The sequence below is a fragment of the Melghirimyces thermohalophilus genome, from assembly GCF_900102685.1.
In the GTDB taxonomy this organism is placed as follows: Bacteria; Bacillota; Bacilli; order Thermoactinomycetales; family DSM-45169; genus Melghirimyces; species Melghirimyces thermohalophilus.
The window spans coordinates 1-3151 of sequence record NZ_FMZA01000034.1 but is presented as its reverse complement, the minus strand read 5'-3'; the positions used below and the strand labels follow the sequence as shown (position 1 = coordinate 3151).

Here is a 3151-nt window from a genome sequence, read left to right as displayed (position 1 = left end):
GCATCCACCGTGTGCCCTTCGTAACTTCTCCTCAGTTGCTCCGGTGAATTGTGACCTTCTTGGCTCTCTTCCGTATCCGGTTTTCAAGGTGCATCGTTGCTTCGGTTTCGCTGTCACCTCGCGGCGACAAGTAATAATATATCACGTATGTGCATTTGTATCAACCCCTTTTTCGAGATTTTTTTCGGCAAAAAGAAGTCCCGCTCACGCGGGCTTCAGAAGGGTATTCCTGCGCTTTTCAATCACCATTTTTATCATCATCGCGATCATCGTCCTGATCATCTCCATTGTCATTTTCCATCGACATAAACAGAACCTTGCCGGTATATGCGTCGATTTCCATATCCGTTTCCTGCTGTCCATCCTCCACTTCCACCTCATAAACCAACCGACCATCATTTCGGTCCAACTCAATCTCGCTGATCGTTCCCTCCGCTTGACTCAAGGCAATCTGTTTTGCCTGCGCCTCACTGATCGGCTGACGCCCCTTAGGGTGTTGCTGCTTCTTATCATTCTTATCCTTTTCATCTGCTTTAGCTGCCCGATGCTCTGTCCGATTTTGTTCCACCTTCATGATGTCACCGGTATCGGCGTCCATCTTAATTTCGTATTCCCCTTGGTCACCATCCAACTCGATTTCATATACCTTGCGGGATCCCTGATCGTCTAAGTCCACGTCTTCCACCTTACCAGGGTAACGTTCTTCTGCAGCTTTTGCAGCCTCTTGCGAAGTGAGGGCGGGATCGGCCTTACCGGCAAAGATCTGGTTGATACCAAACCCGGCTCCAGCGATAAGCACCGCTCCCGCCAACACAGCCAACCCTGTCCTTTTTTTCACAACTATTCACTCCTTAGCGACGTTACTAATGATGATGATAAAAAGGCCAACTGATAAACCGCGGTGAGTCAAATGAGAAAATGATGAGAATCCGATTGTCCTCCTCATCCATCACCACCTGACGGAGGCAATTGGATCGTCACCACGGTCCCCTTCCCTTCCGCACTGGACAGTAAAAATCGGCCCTGATGGGCATCGATAATCCGCTTGGCGATGGATAAGCCTAAACCGCTTCCGCCGGTCTTGCGACTCCGAGCCTTATCCACCCGGTAAAAACGTTCAAAAATCCGTTTTTGATCCTCTTCCGGGATGCCGATACCTTGGTCCGCCACTTGAATGCGCGGCCCTTCATCTATCTTCTCCACTGTCACATCTACCGCTTCTTCGCTATATTTCAAAGCGTTATCCACAAGGATAAACATCAGTTGTTTCCATTTCTCCCGATCAACCTGAGCCCACACCGGATCTGCGGCTTTCAGTCGAATAGTCCTCCCGGTAGTACGGGATAAGGATCGGACCGTTTCCCCACACAATTCGCCCAGATCTACCCTCTCCAAGCGGAGAAGCTCATGGGTATCTTCCCGGGCTAAGTCCAGCATCTGATGGGTGAGGGACTTCATCCGCTTCGCTTCAGAATGGATCGCTTCTACCGCCTCTTCCCTCACTTCCGGTTTTGCCTGCCCCCATCTTTTCAGGAGATTAGAGTAACTCTCAATCACCGTGAGCGGTGTCTTTAATTCATGGGAGGCATCGGCCACAAAATCCTGTTGCTTGCGAAAGTTTTCCTCCATCCAATCCATCATCCGATTGTAGGTCACCGCCATTTGTGTCAACTCATCATGAGTTCGATCGTTCAATTTTAACCGCTGAAAGGTGCCTTGACGTCGATTTTGTTCCATCGTACCGATCAAGGAGAGAATCGGCTGCAAAAGAATTTTGCTTAAAACACGTCCAGAGATCATGATCGGAATAAGAACGACAATCGTGGAAAAAAACAATACCCAACGCAGAATCCGCAGGGTTTCCCCCACCAATCCCTGGTTCTCTGTCACCTCCAAGGTCACGACTTGTCCGTTGCTCCATATCATCGGATAGTAGACGGTTAAATAGGGTTGATGGTTTCGAGTAAAAAAACGGTGGTCTTGGCGGTCCCGGTAGGCAGGAGGCTGAGCTTGGATCAACTCCGGTTGTTCGGTGACGGTTAATAACACTTTCTCCTCCGAGTCGATCACCCGGATCATGCCGCCCTCAGTCAGATAAGCCCGCAACAGGCTGCTCGTAGCGGTATTCTCTCCTCTTCCCTCATTGGATACCTGGATCGCCCTGACAATGCTCTCCGCTCTCCCCTGTAATTGCTCCACCTCCGCATTTTTCGTTTGGTGGTGAAACAGAGTGTACACGCTGAGATTTGCACCGATTAACAAAACCAGCATCATCGCTGTGGTAAAGAGTTGAATGCGGGTGGAAATCTTCATCGATCTTTCTCCCGCAGGGTGTAACCGACACCGCGCACCGTTTGAATCAGGGGAGAAGATTCACCTTTATCGATTTTTTGACGTAGGTAGCGAATATAGACATCGACAACGTTGGTGTCCCCCATGTAATCGAAACCCCATACTCCTTGAATAATCTGTTCCCGATCCAACACTTGACCCTAATGGCGCATCAGATAATAAAGCAAATCAAACTCTCTGGGGGTGAGATGGACCTCTTTCTCTCCCCGACGTACTTCCCGCGTTTTGGGGTTCAAGGTTAGGTCTGCCACAGTGAGCCGATCCTCTTCCACCTCTCCCTTTTTGCTGCTGAAGCGAAGGTTGGCTCGAATCCGAGCCAAAACTTCTTCGATTTCAAAGGGTTTGGTTATATAATCGTTCGCCCCTTGATCCAATCCCATCACTTTGTCTAAAACGGTATCCCGAGCGGTTAATAGTAACACAGGTGTCTGCTCGTTTTTCCGGCGGAAACGGCGCAACACCTCGATCCCGTTGAGTCGCGGCAGCATGATATCCAGCAAGATCAAATCCCAGCCACCTGCCGTTGCCATCTCCATTCCTTGTACACCATCATGGGCGATTTCAGCTCGATACCCGTCATATTCCAACTCTAATTGCAGCACACGGGCGATCTTTATTTCATCTTCCACGATCAAAATCTGCGCACTCATGGATGACAAGCCCCCGCTTTAATTATTTTCCTATCGATTGTAACGCGAATAGATTAAAATTTGCTGTTAAAAAGAAAAAGTCCCCTGCCATTTTTAGACAGAGAACTTTTTCATCGACATAAAAAAGCCCGGATCATCGATCCGAGGCT

At 49.1% G+C, this 3151-nt stretch carries 2 protein-coding genes and 1 pseudogene; all 3 read right to left on the bottom strand.

Translation table 11 applies throughout. The annotated features are described in order from the left end of the window. Nucleotides 1-238: 238 nt before the first annotated feature. Nucleotides 239-838: a PepSY domain-containing protein gene (locus tag BLP91_RS16255; protein ID WP_091573164.1), complete on the bottom strand. Its 600-nt coding sequence runs from the start codon at nucleotides 836-838 to the stop codon at nucleotides 239-241. Nucleotides 839-942: 104 nt separating this feature from the next. After that, nucleotides 943-2313: a sensor histidine kinase gene (locus BLP91_RS16250; RefSeq protein WP_091573163.1), complete on the bottom strand. Its 1371-nt coding sequence runs from the start codon at nucleotides 2311-2313 to the stop codon at nucleotides 943-945. Next, nucleotides 2310-3002: pseudogene (locus BLP91_RS16245) on the bottom strand (response regulator transcription factor). The gene BLP91_RS16250 and the pseudogene BLP91_RS16245 overlap by 4 nt, the downstream one beginning before the upstream one ends. Nucleotides 3003-3151 lie beyond the last annotated feature (149 nt).

What these genes read in the sequence shown, in the direction of transcription:
- BLP91_RS16250 (WP_091573163.1), bottom strand. Translation starts at nt 2,313, where the DNA reads ATGAAGATTTCCACCCGCATTCAACTCTTTACCACAGCGATGATGCTG.